Source organism: Paenibacillus cisolokensis (genome assembly GCF_018403665.1).
In the GTDB taxonomy this organism is placed as follows: Bacteria; Bacillota; Bacilli; order Paenibacillales; family Paenibacillaceae; genus Paenibacillus_AH; species Paenibacillus_AH cisolokensis.
Map to the genome: position 1 here is coordinate 45,575 of NZ_BOVJ01000042.1, position 20,383 is coordinate 65,957.

A 20,383-nucleotide genomic window follows, 5' to 3' on the forward strand; every position below is an offset into this window, starting at 1 on the left:
AGCTTCGCAATTCGTCTTATAAAGCAGCATTTTACACAATTCGCGATCCGGACAGCCGGCGTTCGGTCCGCCCCCCTCAATTCGGTATAAAAAAAAGTATTATGGGGGGAAATTAATACTGTCGATGGAAAAACCGGAGGTTCGGACGATGCCAGGAAGCAAGGACAAACAGCGAATGTGGAGCGTTTTATTCGGGAATGTTCAGAAAGCTCTAGGGTCCCCCCCGGATCTGATCTGCCGATCGGTGTTTGTGAAGGAAGAGCAATCGGTACAATGCATGTATCTGGAAACGATGGTGGATACAAAGATATTGGACGATTATGTCTTGAAATCGCTAATGGCGGGCACCTTTCCGGAAGCGAAGCACCCCGATGCCGCAGCGGACGGGTTTTTCCGCGAACTTCCCTTGTCGTTAAAGCCTGAAGATTTGCTGAAGCAAACGGTCGATGCTCTGTTGGCGGGTCAATGTGTGTTTGTCGATCCCGCAAGGGAGCGCATTTATATGATCGATGTGGCCGCTCCCAAACAGCGCCCGATTGGCGAACCGAAATCGGAATCGATCATCCGCGGGCCGCACGAAGGCTTCACGGAAAGCATCGATACCAATATCGGACTGATTCGCAAAAGAATCCGAAATCCGCATCTGCGAATGGAGAAACTGAATATCGGCAATCAAACCCGGACGACCGTGATGTTGATCTATTTGGACAATCTCGCTCCGAAGTCATTGGTGGAGGAGGCGAGGCGGCGGCTGTCGGCCATCGAAACCGATAGCGTGCTGGAGAGCGCCTACATCGAGGAGTATATTCAGGATCGAATATGGACTCCCTTTCCCACCATCACTAATACGGAACGTCCTGATGTGGTATCGGCCCACTTATTGGACGGGAAAGTAGCTGTTATGGTCGACGGGACGCCGAATGTTCTTCTGGCCCCAATAACGTTTTTGGAATTTTTCAGTTCGCCGGAAGATTATTATCAGCGGGCGGATATTGCCACGTTTCTTCGCTGGATTCGCCTAATTTCTTTTTTACGGCCGTCTTCGTGCCTTCGATGTTTGTTGCCGCGACGACTTTCCACCAGGAGCTGATCCCTACCCAATTGTTAATCAGCTTGTCGGCGCAGAGAGAAGGGGTTCCTTTTCAGGCGTTCGTCGAAGTGATGCTGATGGAAGTGGTGTTCGAAATTATCCGGGAAGCGGGTCTCCGCATGCCCAGAGCGGTTGGGCAGGCGCTGTCGATCGTAGGAGCTATCGTGCTTGGACAAGCGGCAGTGGATGCCGGTCTCATCTCTGCCGCCGTTGTCATTGTGGTGGCCATCACCGGCATCACCAATTTTGTCGTCCCTGTCTACAGCTTCGGCATGTCCCAGCGCCTCGTCCGCTTTTCGTTCATATTGTTGGCCGGAACGATGGGGCTATTCGGCATTTTGTGCGGCGCGTTGTTTCTGGTCGCTCACCTCGTGTCGCTCAAATCGTTCAGTGTCCCTTACTTGACTTCCGTGGCGCCGGCCCATAAATCCGACTGGCAGGATGAACTGGTCAGAATGCCCAGACCGTGGATGCATGCCAACCGGTTACCTGGATTTATAAGCCATTTGAGACGAAAAAATGACCTGGAGGAACGATAATGGTGCGTATATCGGCATTCAAAGCGTTCATCCCGATTGTTCTGATGTCCATTCTGCTGACCGCCTGCTGGGACAAGACAGAATTGAACGAACTGGCGCTTGTCAGTATGGTCGGCGTGGACAGCGATCGGGAAAGCGGCTTGAAAACGATTTATTACCAGATCATTAACCCGTTAAGCAGCGTATTTTCCAAAGGAGCGCCCGGAGGCAATGAAGCTCCTATATACACGTACGAAATTGCCGGGCGCTCTTACGGGGAAATGAAATCGACCATACATAAATTATTATCGCGCAAGCTTTTTGTGGCCCATTATCGAGCGCTGATTGTTTCGGAAAGGGCGGCCAGGCAAGGAATACGCGACTTCGTCAACTATATCGAAATGCAGCCCAATGGCCGTTCCTCGATCCCGTTGCTGGTAGCGGACGGCCCGATATCTCGTATCATGAAAACCTTCACTCCGTTGGAAAGCGTACCCTCGGAAGCCGTTGATTCAAAGCTGAAGCATTTGACCAGCGATTCGCTATTAGGGGGAGAACATGTCAAGGTGAGGGATTTTATTGAACGGATGCAAAAATCGGAAGCCATTGTGCTGCCGATGATCAAGGAGACCGAGAAAAAAACGAATTCGAACAGCAACCAGGCGTCAACGCATATCGACGCCAATCAAAACAATCTGATTATTGAAGGCGGAGCGGTTTTTCGGGATTACCGGATGGTGGGCAAGCTCAATGATACGGAATTGATATGGTATCACTTGTTAAGCGGCGATACGGGGCGGCACACCAAACTGTTCGAGGTGGACGGAAAGCGGATAACGATGCAAATGCAGTTGGCAAACATGGACTGGTCGGCCCATTGGCGCAATCATAAACCGGTTGTCACGATCCATATCGATCTTGAACTGTCCACCATTTATGCCATTGAATATGTTCCGCAGTCCCGGAATGAAGTGAAACAGCTCGAGAACGAAGTGGCGCAAATCATTCAAGATGATTTGTACGCTTTTTATCAAAAAATCAAAGCCAATGGGTGGGAATTGCTGAAGACCAAGGAGACCGTGGAACGGTACTTGACGAAGAAGAACCAAGCCGAAAAGGTCATCGCGATGAAAGACGTGGAGGTCATGATCAATGTGAAAGCCAGACTATCGCAGATCGGAAGCATTAGAAAAACGTACTAGGAGGAAAATCCAAAATGAATTCGAGGATGATTTCGCGCTGGCAGTTTTTCCTTCTGACCATTAATTATATTTTGGGAACTTTGTTCTTTGTACTGATCCAGGCGCTGATCCGTCAAGGCGGACAGGATGCCTGGCTAATGCCTTGGTGGGCAGGTACGGCCGGCATCCTCTTTGCCTTGATCTGGATTATCCTTTATCGCTGCCATCCAGGAAAAAGTCTGGTTCAAATCTCGCGGGCGACGTTGGGCCGCGTCTTCGGGACGGTTATCGCCACTTTATATTTTCTGTACTTTTGCATCTTGGCCGGATGGGTGCTGCGGAATTTGAGCGATTTCATGAACGGCACCATTATGCCTGAGACACCGAAGAGCGTATTCCATTTCATGTTTTTGCTTGTCGCTTGCTACACGGTGGCCAATGGCGTCGAAACGATTGCACGGCTCAATCAGGTGCTCACTCCTTTTTGTTTTTTCCATTTTGGTTTGTCATGTTGCTGGCATCCGTCAATTGGGACTGGAGCCGATTTCAGCCTGCTTTCCTTATCGAAAATTGGAAAATATTATTGGATTTTACTCTTTTTTGGGCTTTCCTTACATGGAAACGATCGTGCTGATGATGTTGTTTCCGTTGGTAAACAAGAGCGCCGGCCGTTCATTTGTTATGGGGATCGTGACAGCAACCCTATCGCTAAGTCTGATCCTGTTTATGATCATCGGTTTATTGGGGATCGAACGGGCATCCAGGCTTACCTTTCCGATCTATTCGGTCGTGCAGGAGATTTCCATCGGCGAAGTGATGATGAATATTCATTCGGTTATTTCGGTTATTCTGCTCATTCTGATTTTCATCAAATTGTTGGTGCTCGTGTACGCCGCTTATGCAAGCTTGAATCAGATGTTCCTCCCGGCAACCAAATGGCCTTTCCTGATTGCTATAACCATGATCATGACGGCCATGGCCGGATCGATTTATGAGAACCCGATTCAGAACAGGGAATGGAACGAAAAGTATACGTTTGTGTACGGCTCTTTCTTCGCCCTTTTTATTCCCTGTTTGCTTCTTGTCATAACTTGGGTGAAGAACATCGTTCGGAAAACATACAGGAGGTCAGCCGGTTGAATATGCTGACGTTTCACATCTGGTTCGTACCGTTAATCGGCGTCGTTTTGTTTCGGCTGCTGCAAAAGAAACATATTCGGGATGCGGTTGTCTTTCTGGCCGTGTCTTCGGTGGGATACGGGTTATGGCTATGCATTGTCAATCAGCGTCCCTTTATTATTACGATCTTTCTTGCCAGCATCATCGAAGCGATCAAGAAAAGTTTTTAAATCCAGTAACAGAAGGGCAGAATGAGGATGAAAGTGGGACTGGCTTTGGGGGGCGGAGCGATACGCGGGCTCGCTCATATCGGCGTGCTGAAAGTTTTGAAGAAACATCGAATCCCGATCGATTTTATTGCGGGTACCAGCATGGGCGGCGCCATAGGCGGGCTGGTCGCGGCCGGAATCGACATCGAGGAAATCGAAGAGTTCGTGCTGCGCACCCCTTCCTATCGGCTTGTGGATATCGGAATCCGCAAGCGCGGGATTTTTGCCGGAAACAAAATTTACGCCATGCTGATTCGATTTCTCGGAAATAAAGGGCTTGGCGATATTGTGATCGAGAATCTGGCGATTCCGTTCCGTGCCGTGTCGGTCGATCTGATGAAAGGGGACGTTTTTGTTTTGACGAGGGCAGTCTCGTCCTGGCCATTCGGGCCACCACATCGGTTCCCGGTATTTTCTCCCCCGTTCGCCATCGGGGCAAAGTGTTGGTGGACGGGGGCGTGCTCAACAATCTCCCGGCCGATCTGCTGCGCCCGGAAATGGATGTCGTCATCGCAGTCGATGTCGAAAGAGAGCATGAAGAGCAGGAGCCGCGCAATCTTTTCGAAGTGGTCTACCGTTCTTTTACGATTATGACGACGGTGCAGCGCCGGGCCAATCTCAAGTACGCGGATGTCGTGTTTCGGCCGGAAGTCGGGCATTTCTTCGCCTTTGACATCGGCCGAATCCGCGAGTGCATCGAAGCGGGGGAACGGGAAGCTCAAAACAAAATTCATGAAGTGCTGACATTGCTGAATTGAACCCGAAACGGAGGTTGCGGTGACGATGGATGCTGCCAAGAAAGGATTGGCGTTCGGTCTCAGATGATGGGAAAAGAATGCGCCATATCAGTCGGTATCGGGCGATCGCCCTCGCTTTGATTCGTCATGGATTCGGATTTGTAGTGGAGGAAATCGGTTTTGCCCCGTTTCTCTCCCTTCCCCGCAGACGGTTCCCGGAGCCCGAGCAAAAGGCCCCCAAAACGGTTGGCGAACGGATCCGGCTCGTTTTGCAGGAACTGGGCCCCGCTTTTGTGAAATTGGGGCAAATCGCGAGCACGCGTCCCGACTTGCTTCCCGAAGAGATCATCGGCGAACTGGAAAAATTGCAGGATCGGGTCCCGCCTTTTTCATTTCAAGAAGTATGCGGCATCGTGCGGGATGAACTGGGGGATGAATGGCATAACCTGTTTCAGCGTTTGGAAGAGCTGCCGCTGGCCGCGGCGTCGATCGGGCAGGTTCATCGTGCGGTGCTGCGGTCGGGCGAGAATGTAGCGGTCAAAGTTCAGCGGCCGAATATCGCCGGCGTAATCGAAACGGATCTGGAAATACTCCAGGATTTGGCCGCCCTTGCCGAACATCGTCTGGAATGGGCGAAAGCGTACAAAATTCGCGATATGGTGGACGAATTTTCCAAGGCGCTGCGCGCGGAACTCGATTATACGATCGAATACCGCAATGCGGAGAAAATGGCGAACCAGTTCGGAAGCGATCCTGCCGTTTACGTGCCGAAAGTGTTTTTCGAGTATTCGACCAAAAAAGTGCTCACCATGGAATATATCGAAGGGGTAAAGCTGAACGATCCGGTCAAGCTCAGGCAGGATGGATATAACACCAAACGGATAGCGGAACGACTGGCAAGAGCGATTTTTCAGCAAATTTTCCACAACGGATTTTTCCACGGAGACCCTCATCCGGGAAATGTGTTCGCGCTGCCGGGCGACGTGATTGCCTTTATCGATTTTGGCATGGTCGGCCGGCTGAATCCGGAGATGAAATATCATTTTTCGTCACTCGTGATCGCCCTGATGCGCAAAAGTTCGGACGGCGTCATCAAATCGATCCTCCGCATGGGAATCGTGCCCGATGATGTGAATATGGCGGCGTTGCGCGATGATGTGGAACAGCTGAGAGAGAAATATTACGGCGTTCCGTTAAGCCGCATCAGTCTCGGTGAGGCCGTCAATGACTTGTTTCGCACCGCGTTTCGGCATTCCATCCGCATTCCGGCGGACTTGACGGTACTGGGGAAGACGTTGCTGACCGTGGAAGGCGTGGTGGAAAAGCTGGACCCCGATTTCAGCATTTTCGATATCGCGGAGCCCTTCGGGCGTCAGTTGTTAAAGGAAAGGCTGCATCCGAAACATGTGGCGGAATCGTTATGGAAACGCGTTAACGATTTCGGGGAAATCTTGATCGATCTGCCCAAACAGATGAAAGAGGCAGCCATATGGATCAAACGCGGGAAATGGCGGATCGAGATGGCCGTGCCCGAACTGGATCTCATTTTGAGGAAATTGGACCGAGTCGGCAATCGGCTGTCATTCAGCATCGTGTTGCTCGCTTTCAGCATCATTATGGCGGGCGTCGTAATCGCTTCTTCTCTGGGGCGGCAATCCACCCTGCTGTGGAGGATTCCGGTGATTGAGATCGGCTTCGGCATGGCGACGCTGATGTTCTTGTGGCTGCTCTTTTCGATCATCCGATCGGGCAGATTTTAAGGCTTGTTCGCCGAAACGATACTGCGACCGCCATATATTGCTCAAAGGTATTGTTTTCCATGAACAGGAAATAATAAATGCTATACGTTGACCGGACGACCGGAAACGTACATTTCTGCGGGAAATCCGGTCAAAGGACGGTTAAAGATGAAAAATAAAAAATTGGCCTTGCGGTCTCTTGCCTCCATCCCCCTTATCTCGACGCTAGCCAATTCCATGCTGATTCCTGTACTTCCGAGCATCTCCAGAGAATTAAAGATCAGTTCGCTGCAGGTCAGCATGCTCATTACGGTATACGCGGTCGCGGCGATTTTGCTGATTCCCGTCGCAGGCTATTTATCGGACCGTTACGGACGCAAACGATCATTATTCCCAGCTTGATCATAACGGCAATAGGCGGCGCCATCTCGGGATTGTCGGCGATCTTCCTGGAACAGTCGGCTTATTGGCTCATTCTTCTGGGCCGTCTGCTGCAAGGGATCGGCGCGGCCGGCGCGGCGCCGATCGTCCTTCCGCTTGTCGGGGATCTGTTCGAACGGGAGCAGGAAGTGAGCGAAGGACTCGGTATAATCGAAACATCGAATACGTTCGGGAAAGTGTTGAGTCCCATCGTCGGAGCGACGCTCGGGATGCTGGCATGGTATGCTCCGTTTCTCGCCATTCCTTTGTTTTGTGCCATTTCAATCGTATTGGTCGCCTTCCTGGTGGAAGCGCCGAAGGAACCGAAACCGCAAGTGAACTTGAAAGCATTTGTTCAATCGATCCGTACCGTTTTCCGCGAGAAGGGGAGGTGGCTGTATGCGGCTTTCCTGATCGGGGGAATTTGCATGTTTGTCGTGTTCGCCCTGCTGTTCTATCTGTCGTCGACGCTCGAAGACAAGTACAGACTGGACGGGGTATGGAAAGGCGCGGTGCTGGCGATTCCGCTCGCCACATTATGTATGGCCTCGTATGTGACAGGCAAAAAAATCGGCAAAGACAAAATACGAATGAAATGGGTAAGCTTTGCGGGATCGGTCTTGTTAACGGCATCGGTGCTCGTCATCGGCTGGTGGGAGAATATCGTCTATATGATCGCCGCCATGGTGTTCAGCGGGATTGGGATCGGGCTGCTGCTGCCCTGTCTGGATGCCATGATTACGGAAGGCATCGAGAAGGAGAAGCGCGGGACGATTACTTCGTTTTACAGCAGCATGCGATTCATTGGCGTGTCCTTGGGCCCGCCGGCCGTGTCGCTGCTCGCGCAATCCGGCCATTCGGTCTTGTTCGCGACCATCGGCGGCATTTGCGCCGTGACGAGCTTGCTGTCGCTGTTTTCATCCGGCCGCGAGAAAGCGGAAGCCCGCAAGGCAGCGTCAGCTAGCGGGGTTCCCTGCTTGTTGCACGCATTGAAATCTTCCATCCGGTCATAGTTTCACAATGGTCCTGCCGCGATGCCGGCCTTTCAATATGTCCGACAAGGCGCCCGGCAGCTCGGCCAACGAAATTTCGCTGCATATGTCGTCCAGCTTGAAATTCGGTTTTAGATCGGTCGCCATTCGCTGCCACAGCCGCAGCCGCAAATCCATCGGGCAGTATACCGAATCGATGCCCAGCAAGTTGACGCCCCGGAGAATAAAGGGAAGCACGGTAGTCGGCAGCTCGCTGCCGCCTGTCAATCCGCTGACCGCTACGGAACCGCCGTATCGGATCGCGCTCAAAATATAAGCGAGCGATCGGCCGCCGACCGGATCGACAGCACCCGCCCACAGCTGCTTGCCCAACGGGCGAATGTTCTCCGGCAGCAGCTCCGAGCGATGGATGACGGTTCCGGCTCCGAGTCTTCGCAAAAAGTCATGCTCGGCATCCTTTCCCGTACTGGCCGCGATCTCGTATCCTTTGCGGGCCAGCATGGCGACCGCCATACTTCCGACCCCGCCCGTCGCTCCGGTCACCAGCACCGGTCCTTTGTCCGGCGCAACGCCGTGCTCCTCCAGCCGATGAACGGACAACGCCGCCGTGAACCCGGCCGTACCGTAAGCCATCGCCTCTTTCAAGGTGAGGCCGTCGGGGAGGGGAACGACCCACTCAGCGGGAACGCGCGCGTATTGGCTGAATCCTCCATGATGCGAAACGCCGAGCCCGTAGCCGGTCGCCAGCACCTCATCGCCTTCCTTGAACCGCGGGTCCCGCGATGACGCAACCGTACCCGCCAGATCGATACCGGGCACGATCGGATATGTCTTCACGACTTGTCCGTCCGGGATCGATGCAAGCCCGTCCTTGTAATTCACGCTTGAATAGGCTACGCGAATCGTCACTTCGCCTTCGGGCAAGTCTTCGAACGTCAGGTCCTGCACGTCCAGGCCAAACCGGCCGTTCTCACGGCTCACTACAAGCGCTTGAAAGGTTGGCATGCGATGATCCCTCCAGATCGTTCATCCATCCGCCGGTAAGGAATGGACGTATTCTTCGGATATCATTTTAAAATATAAGGATAACATGAACAACAAAAATTGTCTTTACATTATTTTCCCTATGCCATACGATAAAAGTGGCTAGCGCCATGACATAACGAGTGAACAGGGAGACGAGGCTGCCTGGCTTGTCTCTCTTTTCTTTTTTGAACGGGTGAAGAAAGGAGACGGATCGGATGGCACACCCCCCGAAACATATCGTATCGGCTGCCGCCATTGTATTGAATGAAGAAAACAAAATTTTGCTGCTTCGGGGACCGAGGAGAGGCTGGGAGATGCCCGGAGGGCAGGTCGAAGAAGGCGAATCGTTATGCTCCGCCGTCATCAGGGAAACGAAAGAAGAGACCGGCATCGACATCGAAATTATAAGATTTTGCGGCATTTTTCAAAACGTTCGAGACTCGATATGCAACACGTTATTTTTGGGGAGACCGGTCGGCGGACAGTTCCGGACGTCGGACGAAAGTTTGGAGATCGGCTATTTTACTATCGAAGAGGCGCTGAATATGGTCACATGGAAGAACTTTCGCGAACGGATCGAATACTGCATCACCCGGCAGGAACCGTTTCTGGTGGAATTCAATGCATGATGGGAGGGACGATGCCCGATTCGGGAGAACGATGACTACCTATGAATCCGTTAAAACTTTTTTTGGAGGTGCGGGAATGAAGCTGTCAAGCGGTTACCATTACATTCCGGTAAGCGATTTGTACCGCTCGGCGGAATGGTATGCCGTGCATTTGGGATTTCAAATCGTTTTCGAGGATCCTCTGTATCTGGAGCTGAGAAACGAATCGGGGATCAGAATGATGCTCATTCCGAACGAAGACGGCATTCATTGTCATATGTCCTATGCGAACGGGCCGCAGGCCGTTCACGTTCACGGATTTATCGTTCCGGATCCGGAAGCGGCATACCGGCAATTGGAGGAACGGGGAATTCAAGTCGGAAGCATGTCCCGCTATCAAGGCCTGTCCTTCGGTTTTCATGATCCCGACGGGAACAGGATCGAGCTGTGGGGCGACTATCCGAAAGCGCTAACAGCGGGCGATCATGCAGGAGCGCGGAATCGGGAAGTGCGAATCCAGCGGCTGGAAACGCCGGATCAGGCGGAGGGCTGGAGAGCGGCATTCGCCAAGCACGGTTTGGTCAGAAGCGACGATTACTATGACGATTGCTTGCGGGAAAACCGGAACGGTACGCGGATGACCCTATTGGCTATGGTCGATGGGGAGCTGGCGGGTTGCGCGCATGTCAAGTACATATCGGGCTATCCTTATTTTCGCGACCATGGCATTCCGGAAATTAATGATTTGAATGTGTTCCCCGAATATCGGAGGAAAGGAATCGCGAATCAGCTGCTCGATCAGTTCGAAAGCCGAGTCTCCGCCACCCACAAGCGAATCGGAATCGGTGTAGGACTGTACCGGGATTACGGTCAGGCCCAACGGATTTACTGCCGCAGGGGGTACATACCGGACGGAAACGGGGCGGCCTATCACGGCCAGGCGGTAGAACCGGGTTCGACTATCCGTGTCGACGATGATTTGGTATTGTATTTTACAAAAGAGTTGTCCCGATAGCGGCGGAACGGGTACCAAGGCGATAAACTTGAATAAGGAGGGGACGATGAACAATCCGCTATACGATCGTATCGGAGCCGGCTATGACACGCCCCGAAAGGCCGATCCGGAAATATGCCGCAGATTATATAATCGTTCGCTTCAATGGCGAGCCCGGAAGAAGTCGAGCATGGCATCAAAAGGCTGGAATCGGACATCCGGGGACGGAACTTTTCGAACCAAAGCTTTAAAGTATGGAAGCGATCTTGGGGATTATATGTTTGTCATAGCGGAAAAGCCGGAGACAGCGGGATAATTGGACAGAACGGACCGAAATGGAAAGCCGATATCATAAAGGGGATGAATGCCAATGTTAAACGCCGGACAGAAAATAACCCCGTTCCTGACGTTCGACGGTCAGGCCGAAGAAGCGATGAATTTCTATGTTTCGTTGTTCGAGCAATCCGAGATTGTCAGCATAACCCGTTACGGTCCGGAGGGATTCGGGAAGGAAGGCAGCGTGATGCACGCGACGTTTACGCTGAACGGCCAGGTTTTCATGTGCATCGACAGCAGCGTTAAGCATGAATGGACGTTTACGCCCGCGGTTTCCTTGTACGTTTCGTGTCAATCCGAGGAAGAGATCGACCGGCTGATCGACCGGCTGTCGCAAGGAGGCCAAGTCCTGATGCCGCTCGATTCGTATCCGTTCAGCGCCAAATTCGGTTGGGTGAACGACAGATACGGCGTATCCTGGCAATTGAGTCTCGCCCGGGACTGAATCGAGCGAAACGCCCGGCCGGTACATTGTCCTGTCGGATGAGGGGAGACCTGGCGTTCTTGTGTGCGGCTTGGTGGCGTATATATGATGGTGAAGTTGAAGTCCGGCCATTGACAGACCAACGGTGCAATGGTATGATTGCAATCAAAAAACACACTAAAACAATAAGAATTATATGATATATACCGATAAGCGAGTCTACCGGTCAACCGGAGGCACGGAGGTGATTCAGTGATTTCACCCCGTGCCTTTTTTGATTTTACGAGCTGGAGGTATCTCTATGGATTTGCGATTATTAAAAACGTTCCAAACGATCGTCAAGCGGCGGAGCTTCCAAAAGGCGGCGGAAGAGCTTCAATATGTGCAATCGACCGTGACGATGCAGATCAAAAAGCTGGAATCCGATCTGGGCGTCCAACTGCTCGAACGGAGCAAAAAGGTCCGTTTGACGGAAGCGGGCCGGCTGTTCTACGAGCAGGCGGAGCTGCTGTTGAAAAACTATGAATATCTTCAAAATCTGATGAAGGAATGGGAGCAGGGAGAAGCGGGCATGATCCGGCTTGGCGCGATGGAACCGGCCGCCAGTTGGCGGCTTCCCGCCCTATTGGCCTCCTTCCGGGAACGGCACCCGAACGTGCAGCTCCGGATGCAAATCGCCAATACTTATGTGCTGCACCGGATGCTGGAGGATGACATCATCGATTTGGCCATTTGCACGACGCCCGATTCCGGCGAAGGCATGCTGTTTGAGCCGCTGTTTACGGAGAAGCTGGGGCTGCTTGTTCCTGCCGGAAGCGAATTGTCGGCCAAGCCCGAGATCGTGCTGCAAGATTTGGAGAACCAGCCTTTGCTACTGACGACGACCGCATGTCCTTTTCGCCGCGAATTGGAGCGATTGCTCGCAGAGAAAGGGGTGACGCCCAAATGGGGGCCGGAGGTCGGCACCTTGTCCGCCCTTCCGTTCTATGTGAAGCAGGGCTTCGGCGGCGCGTTCGTCCCGTGCATTACCGTTGCCCCTCCGCCGGAAGGAACCGTGCTCAAGCCGATTGCGGACTGGAATGTCGGACTCGTCACCGGACTGCTGCGCAAGTCGGGCAATACGACGCTTGGATTGGCTGGCGACCGGCTCCTTGCCGCGTTGCGGGAATCGTTGACGAATTCGGCTCTCGGCAGCGCGTCGATTCAAAAAATTGAACATTTTCATGATTTATTTCCATTTTACACCCCGGGCTATTGGCCCCTATAATGTTAATAAATCCGATGTGACAACATGGGGATTGACAGAAGAGAGGCGGTGAACGTTCAACATCATGTGCGCTGCTGAATGCCTTGCTCTGCCCGAAGCGGTGTCTTTGGTGCGCAGCGGGGATACCGTCGCCATTGGCGGAAGCCTGGAGATGTCGCCGATGGCGTCGATCCGGGAACTGATTCGCAGCGGCGTCAGGGATTTGCATCTCGTATGCAGCGGGTCCGCGGCGATAGGCGCCGATCTGCTGATCGGTGCCGGATGCGTCCGTTCGATCGAATTGTCCCATATGATGCTCGGCGAGTTCGGATTCGCCCCCCATTTCAGACGCTCGGCGGAGAAGGGAGAGGTTCGGGTTCTGGAGCATACCTGTCCGGCCATGGCATCCGCGCTTCAGGCGGGCGCGATGGGCATCCCGTTCATTCCCGTGCACGGGCTGCTCGGAACGGATCTGTTGACGGTCAGGGAAGACTTCCGTCTCATCGATCATCCGTACCGGCCGAACGATCGGATCGCGGTTGTGCCGGCGATTCGGCCCGACGTCTGCCTGCTGCACGGCTATCAGGCGGACCGGGACGGCAACGTCGTCGTCAGCCGGCTGCAGAATGCGCGGGTACTCGCCCAGGCTTCCCGAAGATGCGTCGTGACGGTGGAGGAAATCGTCGAATCCGGACAACTCGATCTCCGGAGGGGAACATGGCTTTCCGCCCGATATATCTCCGCCATCGCTGAAGTGCCGTACGGCGCTCATCCGACGGGCTGTCCCGGGTATTACGAAGAGGATCGCGAGCATATCGGCCGGTATGTGAAATCGGCCGTTCAACCGAAAGATTTCACAGAATATTTGGACAATTATATTTTCGCCTGTGCCGGGCATGCCGAATATGCGGCGGTTCATGCGAAGAAAGACGGGGGGTATGCCGTATGAATTGGACGCCCGCCGAGCTATTGATTTGCACGTTGTCCCGCCGGTTGCGCGACAGGGAGACGGTCGTCGTCGGCAACTTTTCGCCGGTCCCTGCGGCCGCGGCTCTTCTGGCGCAAGCAAGCCATGCGCCGCGGGCCGAAATCTGCATCCTGGGCGACGAGCGGAACTGGCCGTACGAAGAGGCCCAGCAATTGTACGATGCGGTGCAGCGCGGGGAGGCGGACGTCTTCTTCCTGAGCGGTGCCCAGATCGATGCGTACGGCAATGTCAATTTGCATGCGATCGGCCGCTACGAATCGCCGGAGGTCCGGCTTCACGGCGCGCCGGCGCCGCGTTGTTTTATTACCGGTGCAAACGGATACTCCTGTTCAAAACCGATCATCGGCCGAGGGGGTTTCCGGAACGGGTCGACTTTATTAGCGCCCATGCCGGTCCGGAATACCGGCAGGACGGACTGGGGCAGTTGGACGGCGTATATACGCCGCTTGCGGTCATGAGACGTTCGCCGCATACGGGCCGGCTGCGGCTTGCCGCCGCGGCACCGGATACGACCGTGCAGGACATTCGGCAAAGAACCGGATTCGAGCTGGAGTCGGAACCGGAACCGGAACGGATCGAGCCGCCTTCCCGCGAAGAACTGCAGTTGCTCCGGGGCTTGGTGAAAGACAAGATGACGGGGATTTACCCGAGATTTGCAAAGGAGGAGCTGGGTAATGGTTGAGTTTATTACGATGGCGCCCACATCGGGCGACGGACAATATGTCGGCAATTCGCAAGGAGGGACGGTGTCCCGGCTGCAGGGCTGGAGCGAGACGACGGAACGCGAACCGTCGCTAGCGTATATCTCCCGCATTGCCGAGGCGGCGGAGAAAGGAGGCTTCGGGACGCTGCTGCTGCCGACCGGGAGCAGCTGCCTCGACTCGCTGGCGATTGCGTCGGCGTTGATCCCGAAGACGGAACGGTTGAATTTCCTGTTTGCGGTCAGACCGGGGTTTACGGCGCCGGCCGTGTTCGCCCGGCAATTTGCCACCTTCGATTACTTGTCCGGCGGACGGGCGCGGGTCAATATTGTGACCGGCGGCATCCCGTCGGAATTGGCCGCAGACGGTGATTTCCTGGAGCACGACGCCCGCTATCGGCGGACGGAGGAATTCATTACGCTGCTGAAACGGCTGTTCTCGGAGCAGAACGTCAATCATAAAGGCGAATTTTATCAATTGGAAAATGCCACCCTTTTCCCGAAACTGGTGCAGCAAAGTCCGCAAATTTATTTCGGCGGCGCTTCGCGGGCAGGAGTCGTGACCGCAGCGTCGGTCGCGGATGTCTACATGATGTGGGGGGAAACGCTCGACAACACCCGGGAACGGCTGGAGGAGGTCAAGCGGGAAGCGTCGTTGCGCGGCCGGACTTTGAGCTACAGCTTGTCGTTCCAGGTCGTGCTCGGCGATACGGAAGAGCAGGCCTGGAACAATGCGAAGAAACTGATCAGCCGGATCGATCCGGCCGTCCTGGAGAAAAGCGGCAGTCGTTTACAAAAGGGGACTCCGTCGGCGTGAAGCGGCTGCATCAATTGATGCTCGAATCGAAGGACCGCGATTTCCGCATCGGCCCTAATCTGTGGGCAGGTCTGACGCAGGTGCTGAACGGCAATTCCATCGCCCTTGTCGGCACTCCCGATCAGCTGGCGGACCGGCTTATCGAATATATCCGCCTCGGCTTCGACAAAGTGCTTCTTCGCGGCTTCCCTCATCTGGAGACGATCGAAGCGATCGGCCGCGACATTATTCCGCGGGTACGCGCCCGGCTGGCGCAGCAGTCGAAAACCGCCGTAGGGGAGTGAGGAACGATGACGATTCGTTACGGCTTGGCCGCATTCGAGAACGATCTTCGCGCCATTTTGGGCCGGGCGTCCGACTTCCGGCAAATTATCGAGGAAGCGCGCCCGTTTTTCCGGCAGCTGCTGGATGATGACGAGCTCGTTCCGGAAGCGTACCGGCAGCCGCTGCCGGATAAATATGCGCAATATTTGCTGTACAAGCCGGAGGACAACGCCTTCTCGGTTGTCGCCTTCGTGTGGGGGCCGGGCCAGACCGCGCCGGTTCACGACCATTTGACATGGGGGCTGGTCGGCGTCTGGCGGGGCGGGATCGAGGAGAAACGATACCACCGGACCCGGATCGAAGACGGGCGGCAGGAGGCGTATAAGCTGCAGGAAGTCCAGACAGTGCGGGCTTCGCAAGGCGATATCTCCTACGTCTATCCGCCTGACCGCGATATTCACGGCGTGTCCAATCCGTTTGACGATACGGCCATCACCGTTCATGTTTACGGAACGGATATCGGACAGCAGCAGCGGTTTATCTACGACACCGATTCGGCGGACGCGCGTCCGGTTGTCACTCGGCATGCCAATGCGCAGCCGATTTACGCGGCGGGGGCGTTGCCGGACAGGGACGTTCCGGCCGGCCGGTCCGGTCTGCGGAAGGAGGGGTGACGACAAGGTGAGCAAGTTCGGCAAACCCGTTAGACCCGGCGGCGGCCCGCTTTCCGGTCTGCGCGTCATCGAGTTCGGCCAGATCGCAGCGGGGCCGTTCACCGGCATGCTGCTGGCCGATCTGGGCGCGGATGTCGTCAAAGTGGAGAAACCGGACGGCGGGGACGGCATGCGGGATTGGCCTCCGTTTTTCACCAATAACGAAGGCGATGCGTACAGCGCCAACTTCGCGTCGCTGAACCGCAACAAAAGAAGCGTGACGATCGACTTCAAGTCCGAGGCCGGGCGGCAGCGGCTGCGTCAGCTGTGCGATCGGGCGGACATTGTCATCGAAAATTTCCGTCCCGGCGTGCTGGGCAAGTACGGCTTCGGTTACGAAGCGCTGGCGGAGACGAACCCGCGGCTTGTCTACTGTTCCATTTCCGGCTACGGACAGCAGGGACCGTATGCGAAGCGGGGCGCTTTCGACGTGACGATTCAGGCGATCAGCGGGCTTATGAGCGTGACGGGCGAGGAAGACGGCATTCCCGTCAAGTGCGGCGTTCCGGTGGCGGACTTTGCCGCCGGGTTATACGCGGCTTACAGCATTGCCGCCGCCGTCTTCCAGGCGAGGGAGACCGGGAAAGGCGCCTATATCGATTGTTCGATGCTCGGCAGCGTTCTCGGCATTTCCGCCTTGCAGACGAGCGAATATTACGGCAACGGGACGCCGCCGAGGAAACTCGGCACCGCTCACCCGCGCAACGCGCCGTACCAGGGGTTCAACGGCAGCGACAAGCCGTTCGTCATCGCCGCCGGCAACGACAAACTGTGGCGGAGCGTCTGCGAGGCGGTCGGCATGCCGGAGCTGGCGGACGATCCGCGATTTGCGAGCCAGACGCTCCGCGCGAAGCGGCAGAAGGAGCTTGCCGCCATCTTGCAGGAGCGGTTTGCGCGCAAGCCGGCCGCGGAATGGCTGGCGGAATTCGAGCGTCGCGGCGTGCCGTGCGCTCCCATCAATACGTATGAGGACATTTTGCACGATCCTGCGGTCCAGGAGATGGGGCTGATCGAGCCGCTGCTTCTCCCCAACGGGGTGACGACCAGCACCGTCAAGTTTCCGGTCCACATATCGGGGACGGAGACGGCCGTATACCGTCAGCCGCCCCGGCATGGCGAGCATGACGACGAAGTGTTCGCGGAATGGCTGGCGCCCGCCGTCCATTCAACCATAAACAGTTAATTTGACAAGGAGGAATGAAACATGGCTGAAGTTAACGTGATTTTGTGGAGCAGGGAAGGATGTCAGGCTTGCCAGCAGACGAAGGCCTATTTAAAGGAAAAAGGATACGCGTATTCCAATATCGACGTAGAAGGAAAAGACTTTTTGCGGGATGTGCTGGAATTGAAATACGGCATTCGCCACGTTCCCGTCATCGAGATCGGACGGGACGGGGTGTACGAGGCGGTATTGGACGGCGATCCTAACCGGATCGAAGCTTTGCTGGCCGGGTATCGAACGGAAGGGAAGCCGGCAGGCGTTTAACGAAAGACGATGGGGGAGACATTCAGATGACGATCGGCAATGCCAAACAGGACAACTTCAAACGGAATCGGCTCACCGGCATTTGCCTGCTGATCCTGCTCGCCGTTATCGCTTCCATACTGGGAGGCTGCGCTTCCCAAAGCGGGAATACGCCGGCAGCAGGGGAACAAGCGAAGGATAACGGGACGTTTCGGGTCGGTTATCAAAAAGGAGGCGAAACCCTCCTGTTGAAAAAGAAAAAGCTGCTCGAAACGAAGCTCGGGGAGATGGGGTACAAGGTGGAGTGGGCGGAATTCAATACCGGCAGCTCGATTCTGGAAGCGCTCAGCACCGGAAACATCGATTTCGCCAATTCCGGCGATGCCCCGTCGGTGTTCGCGCTCTCCAAAGGCCATGATTTCGTCTACGTCGCCAGCACGCCTTCGGCCGAGAAATCCGAAGGGATTCTGGTGAAGGACGATTCGGGCATCAACAGCGTCGCCGATCTGAAAGGGAAGAAGATCGCGTTCAACAAGGCGTCAATCTCCCAGTATTTGCTGACGCTGGCGTTGCAAAAGGAAGGTCTGACAATCGATGACGTCGAGCCTGTCTATCTCAATCCGCCCGAAGCGAGCGTCGCGTTCGCGCAAGGACAGGTCGACGCATGGGTCGTCTGGGACCCGTATTTCACCGTGGCGGCCGATACCGAAGGCAACCGGATTTTGACGGATGCCACCGGCATCGTTCCGTACCGCTCCTTCTATGAGAGCACGCGCCAATTTGCCGAAAAACATCCCGATGTCATCGAGGAGACGGTCAAGCTGCTTCAGGGGGTGGCCGAAGAAATCGACAAAGATCCGTCGGAAGCAGCCGCCTTGCTGCAAGAGGCGACGAACATTCCCGTTGCCACCTGGGAAAAAATATTGAAAAACCGGCCGTCCGAAATCAGCTTCATGGACGAGGAAGCGGCAGGCGATTTGCAGAAAATGGCGGACGATTTCGTGGAAATCGGTTTTATCGACCAGCCGTTGAAGATTAACGATGCGGTATGGAAGCCGCAATGATGCCGGCACGGACGCCGGTTGACTGGAGGGAATGAAGTGAGACGTATAGGGACTGTCGGAGCGTTTAAAAAGGTTTCCCCCTGGATCGTGCCGGTGGCGATCGTTCTCCTGTGGCAGCTGCTGTCCGACTTGCGGCTGTTGTCGGCGACGATTTTGCCGGCTCCGCTTGCTGTGGCGAAAGCGGCCTTGCAGTTGGCCGAATCGGGACTGATCTTCCATCATATCGGATTGAGCGCGCAGCGGGCTCTGATCGGCTTCGCCATCGGCGGATCGATCGGCTTTGCGCTCGGCCTGATCAACGGCACATCCCGATTTGCGGAAAATATGCTGGATACGACGGTGCAGATGCTGCGGAATATTCCTCATTTGGCGCTTATCCCGCTTGTCATCGCCTGGTTCGGCATCCAGGAGGAAGCCAAAGTGTTTCTCGTGGCGCTCGGCGTGTTCTTTCCCATTTACGTCAATACGTTCCACGGCGTCCGCACGGTCGACAAAGGGCTGATCGAAATGGCGAAAGTGTACGGGCTGCGAGGATGGGGGCTTTTCCGGCAGGTGATTCTGCCGGGCGCCATGTCCTCGATACTGGTCGGCGTCCGCTATTCGCTGGGCGTCATGTGGATCTCGCTCATCGTGGCGGAGACGATCGCTTCCGATGCCGGCATCGGCTACCTGGCCATGAACGCCCGCGAGTTTATGCAGATGGACGTCGTCGTATTAAGCATTATTTTGTACGCTTTACTCGGCAAGCTGTCGGATGTCATCGCGAAGCTGCTGGAAAACCGGCTGCTGCAATGGCATCCGAATTACCGCAAGTCTTCTGCGGTGCGGAGAAAGCGATGGGGCAAGCGGCAGTTATCTTTGAACAAACCATAAAGTGGAAAGACACGCAAAACGGGAACGTTGCGCGGCCATATTTACAAACGCCAGAGCGCTTCTGGCGTTTTTCACTTCCTATTTGCCCGTCTAGCCGTCCGCGCCACCCGTCAAATCGTCACCTGTCCGTCGGTGCGCCTGTCTTTCGTCAAATCGTCTCCGGTTCGTGGGTGCCCCCTCGCCGTCTTCCGTCAAATCGTCACCCGTCCGTTGGCCCGCCCCGCCATCCGTAATCGTCACCCGTCCGATGGCTCGCCCCTCGCCGCTATCCGTCTAACAGTCATCCGTCCGATGGCCCGTCCCTCGCCGTCTTTCGTTAAATTGTTGCCCGTTCGTTGATCGACCAACGTCCGTTAACGTGCCCCGCGCCACCTTCCGTCAAATCGTCACCTGTCCGTTTGCCCACCCCGCCATCCGTAATCGTCATCCGTCCGATGGCCCGTCCCTCGCCGTCTTTCGTAAAATTGTTGCCCGTTCGTTGATCGACCAACGTCCGTTAACGTGCCCCGCGTCACCTTCCGTCAAATCGTTTCCGGTTCGTAGGTGCACCTCGCCCCATCTTCAGCGCCCCCGCCTCCCATTGGCGAAAATTCTGCAAAAGTGCAGGAATTTTGGCCTGAATAGCTGACTATGACGTAAAATCCTGCAAAAATACAGTATTTTATGGCAATTTTCGATTATCTGGCTTGAACGGATCAAAAAAGGTGCATTATCGCAGGAATTTTCGCGTTTTGGTTGTTTTTTCCTTGAAAAAACTGTATTTTGCAGCTTTTGCTCTGCCTAACGCCGAGTCCAGCTAA

General features: G+C 55.0%; 21 protein-coding genes and 4 pseudogenes. 22 read left to right on the plus strand and 3 right to left on the minus strand.

From position 1 onward, the window contains the following. The first annotated feature begins 175 nt into the window (after nucleotides 1-175). The 8 genes and pseudogenes from PACILC2_RS06055 (at nucleotide 176) to PACILC2_RS06085 (ending at nucleotide 8,086) form a co-directional block, all read left to right on the plus strand. A pseudogene (locus PACILC2_RS06055) lies at nucleotides 176-1,629 on the plus strand (spore germination protein). After that, complete coding sequence (locus PACILC2_RS06060) at nucleotides 1,629-2,810, plus strand: Ger(x)C family spore germination protein (RefSeq protein WP_213528119.1); 1,182 nt, start codon at nucleotides 1,629-1,631, stop codon at nucleotides 2,808-2,810. Before PACILC2_RS06055 ends, PACILC2_RS06060 begins: the two are co-directional and overlap by 1 nt. 26 nt (nucleotides 2,811-2,836) lie before the next feature. Further along, nucleotides 2,837-3,235: pseudogene (locus PACILC2_RS27880) on the plus strand (GerAB/ArcD/ProY family transporter); the annotation flags it as partial. A 190-nt stretch (nucleotides 3,236-3,425) separates the two neighbouring features. Beyond that, on the plus strand, nucleotides 3,426-3,929 hold the full coding sequence (locus PACILC2_RS27885; RefSeq protein WP_280515285.1) for a GerAB/ArcD/ProY family transporter: 504 nt from the start codon (nucleotides 3,426-3,428) through the stop codon (nucleotides 3,927-3,929). Then, on the plus strand, nucleotides 3,926-4,138 hold the full coding sequence (locus PACILC2_RS06070) for a hypothetical protein (protein ID WP_213528120.1): 213 nt from the start codon (nucleotides 3,926-3,928) through the stop codon (nucleotides 4,136-4,138). The genes PACILC2_RS27885 and PACILC2_RS06070 overlap by 4 nt, the downstream gene beginning before the upstream one ends. Before the next feature lie 27 nt (nucleotides 4,139-4,165). Continuing rightward, a pseudogene (locus PACILC2_RS06075) lies at nucleotides 4,166-4,935 on the plus strand (patatin-like phospholipase family protein). A gap of 77 nt (nucleotides 4,936-5,012) precedes the next feature. Next, nucleotides 5,013-6,674 (plus strand): ABC1 kinase family protein, encoded by a 1,662-nt coding sequence (locus tag PACILC2_RS06080; RefSeq protein WP_244863272.1) that lies wholly within the window; start codon nucleotides 5,013-5,015, stop codon nucleotides 6,672-6,674. A gap of 147 nt (nucleotides 6,675-6,821) precedes the next feature. After that, nucleotides 6,822-8,086, plus strand: a pseudogene (locus tag PACILC2_RS06085) (MFS transporter). Here PACILC2_RS06085 and PACILC2_RS06090 read toward each other — a convergent pair. After that, nucleotides 8,081-9,070 carry an NADPH:quinone oxidoreductase family protein gene (locus PACILC2_RS06090; protein ID WP_213528125.1) on the minus strand — a complete coding sequence of 330 codons (990 nt, stop codon included), beginning with the start codon at nucleotides 9,068-9,070 and terminating at the stop codon, nucleotides 8,081-8,083. The pseudogene PACILC2_RS06085 and the gene PACILC2_RS06090 sit on opposite strands and share 6 nt — an antisense overlap. 236 nt (nucleotides 9,071-9,306) lie before the next feature. Between PACILC2_RS06090 and PACILC2_RS06095 the strand changes: the two genes are divergently transcribed. The 14 genes from PACILC2_RS06095 (at nucleotide 9,307) to ssuC (ending at nucleotide 19,583) form a co-directional block, all read left to right on the plus strand. Continuing rightward, on the plus strand, nucleotides 9,307-9,720 hold the full coding sequence (locus PACILC2_RS06095; protein ID WP_062493723.1) for an NUDIX hydrolase: 414 nt from the start codon (nucleotides 9,307-9,309) through the stop codon (nucleotides 9,718-9,720). A gap of 76 nt (nucleotides 9,721-9,796) precedes the next feature. Beyond that, nucleotides 9,797-10,714: a GNAT family N-acetyltransferase gene (locus tag PACILC2_RS06100; protein WP_244863273.1), complete on the plus strand. Its 918-nt coding sequence runs from the start codon at nucleotides 9,797-9,799 to the stop codon at nucleotides 10,712-10,714. A 349-nt stretch (nucleotides 10,715-11,063) separates the two neighbouring features. Beyond that, nucleotides 11,064-11,474 (plus strand): VOC family protein, encoded by a 411-nt coding sequence (locus PACILC2_RS06105; RefSeq protein WP_213528127.1) that lies wholly within the window; start codon nucleotides 11,064-11,066, stop codon nucleotides 11,472-11,474. Nucleotides 11,475-11,754: 280 nt separating this feature from the next. Next, nucleotides 11,755-12,720: a LysR family transcriptional regulator gene (locus tag PACILC2_RS06110; protein ID WP_213528128.1), complete on the plus strand. Its 966-nt coding sequence runs from the start codon at nucleotides 11,755-11,757 to the stop codon at nucleotides 12,718-12,720. A gap of 64 nt (nucleotides 12,721-12,784) precedes the next feature. Continuing rightward, a complete protein-coding gene (locus PACILC2_RS06115; RefSeq protein ID WP_280515282.1) occupies nucleotides 12,785-13,648 on the plus strand; it encodes a CoA transferase subunit A in 864 nt (287 codons plus the stop codon). Next, nucleotides 13,645-14,145 carry a sugar phosphate isomerase family gene (locus PACILC2_RS06120; RefSeq protein WP_213528132.1) on the plus strand — a complete coding sequence of 167 codons (501 nt, stop codon included), beginning with the start codon at nucleotides 13,645-13,647 and terminating at the stop codon, nucleotides 14,143-14,145. Before PACILC2_RS06115 ends, PACILC2_RS06120 begins: the two co-directional genes overlap by 4 nt. Continuing rightward, nucleotides 14,112-14,369, plus strand: coding sequence for a hypothetical protein (locus tag PACILC2_RS06125; RefSeq protein ID WP_213528133.1), 258 nt, complete (start codon nucleotides 14,112-14,114; stop codon nucleotides 14,367-14,369). Before PACILC2_RS06120 ends, PACILC2_RS06125 begins: the two co-directional genes overlap by 34 nt. Then, nucleotides 14,362-15,204 carry an LLM class flavin-dependent oxidoreductase gene (locus PACILC2_RS06130; protein ID WP_307860387.1) on the plus strand — a complete coding sequence of 281 codons (843 nt, stop codon included), beginning with the start codon at nucleotides 14,362-14,364 and terminating at the stop codon, nucleotides 15,202-15,204. The genes PACILC2_RS06125 and PACILC2_RS06130 overlap by 8 nt, the downstream gene beginning before the upstream one ends. Continuing rightward, nucleotides 15,201-15,488 carry an LLM class oxidoreductase gene (locus tag PACILC2_RS28470; RefSeq protein WP_307860389.1) on the plus strand — a complete coding sequence of 96 codons (288 nt, stop codon included), beginning with the start codon at nucleotides 15,201-15,203 and terminating at the stop codon, nucleotides 15,486-15,488. The genes PACILC2_RS06130 and PACILC2_RS28470 overlap by 4 nt, the downstream gene beginning before the upstream one ends. A 6-nt stretch (nucleotides 15,489-15,494) precedes the next feature. Beyond that, on the plus strand, nucleotides 15,495-16,142 hold the full coding sequence (locus PACILC2_RS06135; protein ID WP_213528135.1) for a cysteine dioxygenase family protein: 648 nt from the start codon (nucleotides 15,495-15,497) through the stop codon (nucleotides 16,140-16,142). A gap of 7 nt (nucleotides 16,143-16,149) precedes the next feature. Next, nucleotides 16,150-17,364 (plus strand): CaiB/BaiF CoA transferase family protein, encoded by a 1,215-nt coding sequence (locus tag PACILC2_RS06140; RefSeq protein ID WP_244863274.1) that lies wholly within the window; start codon nucleotides 16,150-16,152, stop codon nucleotides 17,362-17,364. Between the two features lie 21 nt (nucleotides 17,365-17,385). After that, nucleotides 17,386-17,667 carry a glutaredoxin family protein gene (locus PACILC2_RS06145; RefSeq protein ID WP_213528137.1) on the plus strand — a complete coding sequence of 94 codons (282 nt, stop codon included), beginning with the start codon at nucleotides 17,386-17,388 and terminating at the stop codon, nucleotides 17,665-17,667. Between the two features lie 26 nt (nucleotides 17,668-17,693). Next, entirely contained in the window at nucleotides 17,694-18,710 is a 1,017-nt protein-coding gene (locus PACILC2_RS06150; RefSeq protein WP_213528139.1) for an aliphatic sulfonate ABC transporter substrate-binding protein, read from the plus strand. A 36-nt stretch (nucleotides 18,711-18,746) separates the two neighbouring features. After that, nucleotides 18,747-19,583: an aliphatic sulfonate ABC transporter permease SsuC gene (gene ssuC, locus PACILC2_RS06155; RefSeq protein WP_244863275.1), complete on the plus strand. Its 837-nt coding sequence runs from the start codon at nucleotides 18,747-18,749 to the stop codon at nucleotides 19,581-19,583. Between the two features lie 90 nt (nucleotides 19,584-19,673). Here the strand turns inward: ssuC and PACILC2_RS06160 are convergent, their stop codons facing one another. Then, the gene (locus PACILC2_RS06160; RefSeq protein ID WP_213528141.1) at nucleotides 19,674-19,823 is read right to left on the minus strand and encodes a hypothetical protein; all 150 of its coding nucleotides are present in this window, start codon (nucleotides 19,821-19,823) and stop codon (nucleotides 19,674-19,676) included. Between the two features lie 76 nt (nucleotides 19,824-19,899). Further along, a complete protein-coding gene (locus PACILC2_RS06165) occupies nucleotides 19,900-20,073 on the minus strand; it encodes a hypothetical protein (RefSeq protein WP_213528143.1) in 174 nt (57 codons plus the stop codon). Nucleotides 20,074-20,383: the final 310 nt, after the last annotated feature.